The organism is Streptomyces sp. SID14478 (assembly GCF_010548525.1).
Taxonomy (GTDB): domain Bacteria; phylum Actinomycetota; class Actinomycetes; order Streptomycetales; family Streptomycetaceae; genus Streptomyces.
The window spans coordinates 1-2,742 of record NZ_JAAGMG010001437.1 but is presented as its reverse complement, the minus strand read 5'-3'; the positions used below and the strand labels follow the sequence as shown (position 1 = coordinate 2,742).

Annotated in this window: 3 protein-coding genes; 2 read left to right on the top strand and 1 reads right to left on the bottom strand. The window is 75.0% G+C overall.

All coding sequences use genetic code 11. The features are described from left to right. Nucleotides 1-905 (top strand): iron chelate uptake ABC transporter family permease subunit (locus tag G3I40_RS45235; protein WP_164560595.1); only part of this gene is annotated, 905 nt, incomplete at its 5' end. A gap of 84 nt (nt 906-989) precedes the next feature. After that, nucleotides 990-2,060 (top strand): peptidase C39 family protein, encoded by a 1,071-nt coding sequence (locus G3I40_RS45230; protein ID WP_164560594.1) that lies wholly within the window; start codon nt 990-992, stop codon nt 2,058-2,060. Nucleotides 2,061-2,096: 36 nt separating this feature from the next. Here G3I40_RS45230 and G3I40_RS45225 read toward each other — a convergent pair. Further along, nucleotides 2,097-2,742: sterol carrier protein domain-containing protein (locus tag G3I40_RS45225; protein ID WP_203645957.1), on the bottom strand; the 646-nt coding region annotated here is incomplete at its 5' end.

The window sequence follows — 2,742 nt, the reverse complement described above, 5'->3', positions numbered from 1 at the left end:
CGGGCAGTCTCTGGCTGCGGACGGGGGACATCGCGCTCTGGGTCCAGGGCGCCGCGCCCGACCTGATCGGCCAGGCCCTCGACGACCGGGTCCCGCGCGTGCTCGCCGCGGTCCTCGCGGGCGCGGCGCTCGGCCTCGCCGGGTGCGTCGTGCAGAGTTCGGTACGCAATCCGCTCGCGGAGCCGGGAGTCCTCGGCATCACCGCGGGCGCCGGTCTCGGCGCGGCAGGCGTCGTCACGTCGGGCCTGTCCGGCGGACGGACCCTGCTCGTCGTGGTCGCGGTCGCGGCGGCCCTCGCCACGTTCGCGGTGATCGCGCTGCTGGCCTGGCGCGGCGGCTTCCTGCCCGACCGGTTCGTACTGATCGGCATCGGCTGCGGGTACGGCCTCAGCTCCGTGACCACGTTCCTCCTGCTGCGCGCCGACCCGTACAACACGCCCCGGATCTTCACCTGGCTCTCCGGCACGACCTACGGCCGCACGTTCCCGGACGTCGTACCGGTCGCGGCGACCCTGGCGATCGCGTTCCCCGTGCTGCTCGCCCTGCGCGCCCGGCTCGACCTGCTCGCCGTCGACGAGGACACCCCGCGCATCGTCGGCGTCAGGGTGGAGCGCACCCGCCTCACCGCGCTGGCGATCACCGCGGTGCTCGCGGCGCTCAGCGTGGTCGCCGTCGGTGTCGTCGGCTTCGTGGGGCTCGTCGCCCCGCATCTGGCCCGGTCGCTGGTGGGCGCCCGGCACGGCCGTGCCATCCCCGTCGCGATGCTGCTCGGCGGATTGCTGGTGTGCGTGGCCGATGCGCTCGGCCGCACGCTGATCGCCCCTGCCCAGGTTCCGGCGGGGCTCATGATCGCCCTGGTCGGCGGCCCGTACTTCGTCTGGGTGCTGCGGCAGTCCCGCGCCTGACCGCGCAGGGCAACGCACCCGCGCCACGCGGCGGTTGCCCGCCCCTTCGCGCCCCTCTCCCCTTCGCCCCGCAGGAGTACCGTCATGCCGTCCCCGCAGGAAACCTCCGTGCAGACCGTCGTCGTACCGTTCGAGCGCGGGACGCCGCCGGCCCCGCTCACCCGGCTCGCCCCTCAGGCCGTGCTGGAGCGCTGGAGCGCGGTCGACCGCTCGGCGCACGCCCCTCACCTGGTGGCCGTCGCGAGCGCGGACGGTACGCACTGGAGCGCGGCCGCGCTGGTCACGGCCCGCCCGCACACGGCCTATCTGAAGATCGTCGATGTGGTCGGCGACGTACCGGCAGGGGTTGCCGCCGTCCTCGCCCACGCACGCCGCCAAGCAGCCGCCCAGGTCAAGTGGGAAGGATGGAGCGCCGGTCCGCAGGCCGCCGCTGCCGCCGGATTCGACTCGCTGCGGACCCCGCTCGCGCAGGCGGACGCCACGGACGGCCCCGCCACCGGTTACGTGCGCTGGCTGTCCGACGGCGCGCCGACCGAACCGCCGTACTACGGACAGACCACGCACTTCACGTGTGGCGCCGTCACCGCCCTGGTCGCGCAGGCGCACGCGGGGACGCCGCCGAGGCAACCACTCGACCGCCGGGCGGAGTTGACGCTGTGGCGCGAGGCGACGAACTTTCCCGCGTGCGAGCCCGTCGGGCTCGGCGTCGCCGTGCGCCGCACGTGGCCGTCGTCGTCCGTCACGGTCCACCTCGACACGGACCGGCCGGTCCTGCTCGACCACCTTGCGCCGAGCGAGCAGGAATGGCGCGCCGACCTGCAGCGCATGTCCCGTGCGGACGCCGCACGGGCAGGCGTCCCGATCGCCCCGTCCCGCCTCCCCGTGGCCGCGATCCGCAGCGCGGTCGACCGGCGCGAGCACGTGCTGCTCCTCGTCTCGCTCGCCGGGATGCACGGGTTCGACGTACCGCACTGGGTGCTCTGCCACGCCGCGGTGCCCGGCGCCGTCGTGGTCGACGACCCGTGGGCGAACGCGGCGACCGGGGACACCTGGGTCGACGCGCACCTGCTGCCCGTCACCGACGCGGCGCTCGACGCGATGTCGGTCCTTTCGGCGGATTCCTTCCGCGGCGCCGTGACCCTCGGCCGTTCGTAGCGACGCCTCACCCCCCGCCGTCCCCGGGCCGGCCGGTCAGAACCAGTGCAGGCAGTGCGGGGAGCGCTCGCCGCGGAAGAGGGCGTCGGCGAGGCCGGCCGCGCCCGGGTGGTGGGCCCGGACGTGTCCGGCACGCACGAGCGTGCTCGGAGCGGTCCCGCCCAGGTAGAGCGAGCCCAAGTCGCGTACGTCCAAGGACAGGTCGGGCTCCCGGTCCGTCGGGACGCAGTCGGCCCTGCCGTCCCGGACGGTCAGCAGGTGGCGGCCGTGCTCGCCGAGGAACGGGTCCTCGACGTCGAGGACGAGTTCGCCGTCCGCGCACCAGCCGCGCGCGGTCAGCGCGCGCGGGACGTCGAGCAGGCGCACCCACAGCCAGTCGCTGACTCCGCTCACCTCGCCGGCGCGGATGTCCGCGAACTGCCAGCGCAGCGGATGGTCGGGCGGCACGTGCCGGAACACGACCTGGGAGACCAGGTCGTGGCCGAGCGCGAACCGGGCCAGGGCCATGAACACCGTGTCATCGGTGGCGATGGTCTCGTCGACCGTCAGGGTCTGGGCCTCGCCGATCGCGTAACTGGCGTACCCGTCCGGGACGCCCTCGGCGTCCCGGTGCACGGCGACGTAGCGCGGCGCCGGCGAGATCGGCGGCTGTCCCGCGCGCCGCGCCCACCAGCGGTGCGGC

What these genes read in the sequence shown, in the direction of transcription:
- G3I40_RS45230 (WP_164560594.1), top strand. Translation starts at nt 990, where the DNA reads ATGCCGTCCCCGCAGGAAACCTCCGTGCAGACCGTCGTCGTACCGTTC.